This window comes from Streptomyces sp. HNM0645 (genome assembly GCF_030056615.1).
In the GTDB taxonomy this organism is placed as follows: domain Bacteria; phylum Actinomycetota; class Actinomycetes; order Streptomycetales; family Streptomycetaceae; genus Streptomyces; species Streptomyces marianii.
This window is the reverse complement of sequence record NZ_JASHLT010000108.1, coordinates 1-3146: the sequence shown is the minus strand read 5'-3', so window position 1 is coordinate 3146 and position 3146 is coordinate 1. Positions and strand designations below refer to the sequence as shown.

General features: G+C 59.1%; 2 rRNA genes. Both read left to right on the top strand.

Annotation, left to right across the window (positions count from 1 at the left end):
• Positions 1-47 precede the first annotated feature (47 nt).
• A 16S ribosomal RNA gene (locus QMZ92_RS35760) occupies positions 48-1565 on the top strand.
• A 310-nt stretch (positions 1566-1875) separates the two neighbouring features.
• Positions 1876-3146: ribosomal RNA gene (locus QMZ92_RS35755) — 23S ribosomal RNA — on the top strand; the annotation flags it as partial.

The window sequence follows — 3146 nt, the reverse complement described above, 5'->3', positions numbered from 1 at the left end:
TCCTGGTTCCGCTCTCGTGATGTGTTCGCCCCGATCACGGGGAAGCATTCACGGAGAGTTTGATCCTGGCTCAGGACGAACGCTGGCGGCGTGCTTAACACATGCAAGTCGAACGATGAACCTCCTTCGGGAGGGGATTAGTGGCGAACGGGTGAGTAACACGTGGGCAATCTGCCCTGCACTCTGGGACAAGCCCTGGAAACGGGGTCTAATACCGGATACGACCACTGAGGGCATCCTCGGTGGTGGAAAGCTCCGGCGGTGCAGGATGAGCCCGCGGCCTATCAGCTTGTTGGTGGGGTGATGGCCTACCAAGGCGACGACGGGTAGCCGGCCTGAGAGGGCGACCGGCCACACTGGGACTGAGACACGGCCCAGACTCCTACGGGAGGCAGCAGTGGGGAATATTGCACAATGGGCGAAAGCCTGATGCAGCGACGCCGCGTGAGGGATGACGGCCTTCGGGTTGTAAACCTCTTTCAGCAGGGAAGAAGCGAAAGTGACGGTACCTGCAGAAGAAGCGCCGGCTAACTACGTGCCAGCAGCCGCGGTAATACGTAGGGCGCGAGCGTTGTCCGGAATTATTGGGCGTAAAGAGCTCGTAGGCGGCTTGTCGCGTCGGTTGTGAAAGCCCGGGGCTTAACCCCGGGTCTGCAGTCGATACGGGCAGGCTAGAGTTCGGTAGGGGAGATCGGAATTCCTGGTGTAGCGGTGAAATGCGCAGATATCAGGAGGAACACCGGTGGCGAAGGCGGATCTCTGGGCCGATACTGACGCTGAGGAGCGAAAGCGTGGGGAGCGAACAGGATTAGATACCCTGGTAGTCCACGCCGTAAACGTTGGGCACTAGGTGTGGGCGACATTCCACGTCGTCCGTGCCGCAGCTAACGCATTAAGTGCCCCGCCTGGGGAGTACGGCCGCAAGGCTAAAACTCAAAGGAATTGACGGGGGCCCGCACAAGCGGCGGAGCATGTGGCTTAATTCGACGCAACGCGAAGAACCTTACCAAGGCTTGACATACACCGGAAAGCATCAGAGATGGTGCCCCCCTTGTGGTCGGTGTACAGGTGGTGCATGGCTGTCGTCAGCTCGTGTCGTGAGATGTTGGGTTAAGTCCCGCAACGAGCGCAACCCCTGTCCTGTGTTGCCAGCGGGTCATGCCGGGGACTCACAGGAGACCGCCGGGGTCAACTCGGAGGAAGGTGGGGACGACGTCAAGTCACCATGCCCCTTATGTCTTGGGCTGCACACGTGCTACAAGGGCCGGTACAATGAGCTGCGATACCGCGAGGTGGAGCGAATCCCAAAAAGCCGGTCTCAGTTCGGATTGGAGTCTGCAACTCGACCCCATGAAGTCGGAGTCGCTAGTAATTGCAGATCAGCATTGCTGCGGTGAATACGTTCCCGGGCCTTGTACACACCGCCCGTCACGTCACGAAAGTCGGTAACACCCGAAGCCGGTGGCCCAACCCTTGGGAGGGAGCCGTCGAAGGTGGGACTGGCGATTGGGACGAAGTCGTAACAAGGTAGCCGTACCGGCAGGTGCGGCTGGATCACCTCCTTTCTAAGGAGCAATTCTCCCCACCGTTGGTGGTCAGAGGCCAGACCATCGGCGAATGTCCGATGCTGGTAGCTCATGGGTGGAACGTTGACTCCTCGGCACGATCGGGATGATGGATCACTAGTACTGCTTCGGCGTGGAACGTGAGTCTGGTCGGACTGGTCGGGTCGGGCACGCTGTTGGGTGTCTGAGGGGATGGGCCGTTGTGGCTTGTCCGTCGGATTGCCGGCCCCGGGGAACTCCAGCCGTTTGGTTCGGGGTGGTGGGTGGCTGGTCGTTGCGTGAGAACTGCACAGTGGACGCGAGCATCTGTGGCCAAGTTTTTAAGGGCGCACGGTGGATGCCTTGGCACCAGGAACCGATGAAGGACGTGGGAGGCCGCGATAGGCCCCGGGGAGCTGTCAACCGAGCTGTGATCCGGGGGTGTCCGAATGGGGACACCCGGCAGTCGTCATGGGCTGTCACCCGCTGCTGAACACATAGGCAGTGTGGAGGGAACGAGGGGAAGTGAAACATCTCAGTACCCTCAGGAAGAGAAAACAACCGTGATTCCGGGAGTAGTGGCGAGCGAAACTGGATGAGGCCAAACCGTATGTGTGTGAGACCCGGCAGGGGTTGCGCATGCGGGGTTGTGGGATTTCTCTTTCATCGTCTGCCGGCGATGAGACGAGTCAGAAACCGTTGATGTAGGCGAAGGGCATGCGAAAGGCCCGGCGTAGAGGGTAAGACCCCCGTAGCTGAAACATCAGCGGCTCGTTTGAGTTATTCCCAAGTAGCACGGGGCCCGAGAAATCCCGTGTGAATCTGGCGGGACCACCCGCTAAGCCTAAATATTCCCTGGTGACCGATAGCGGATAGTACCGTGAGGGAATGGTGAAAAGTACCGCGGGAGCGGAGTGAAATAGTACCTGAAACCGTGTGCCTACAAGCCGTGGGAGCGTCGGGCGTGCCTTTGGTGCGTCTCGTGACTGCGTGCCTTTTGAAGAATGAGCCTGCGAGTTAGCGGTGTGTAGCGAGGTTAACCCGTGTGGGGAAGCCGTAGCGAAAGCGAGTCCGAACAGGGCGGTTGAGTTGCACGCTCTAGACCCGAAGCGGAGTGATCTAGCCATGGGCAGGTTGAAGCGGAGGTAAGACTTCGTGGAGGACCGAACCCACCAGGGTTGAAAACCTGGGGGATGACCTGTGGTTAGGGGTGAAAGGCCAATCAAACTCCGTGATAGCTGGTTCTCCCCGAAATGCATTTAGGTGCAGCGTCGTGTGTTTCTTGCCGGAGGTAGAGCACTGGATAGGCGATGGGCCCTACCGGGTTACTGACCTTAGCCAAACTCCGAATGCCGGTAAGTGAGAGCGCGGCAGTGAGACTGTGGGGGATAAGCTCCATGGTCGAGAGGGAAACAGCCCAGAGCATCGACTAAGGCCCCTAAGCGTACGCTAAGTGGGAAAGGATGTGGAGTCGCAGAGACAACCAGGAGGTTGGCTTAGAAGCAGCCACCCTTGAAAGAGTGCGTAATAGCTCACTGGTCAAGTGATTCCGCGCCGACAATGTAGCGGGGCTCAAGCGTACCGCCGAAGTCGTGTCATTGC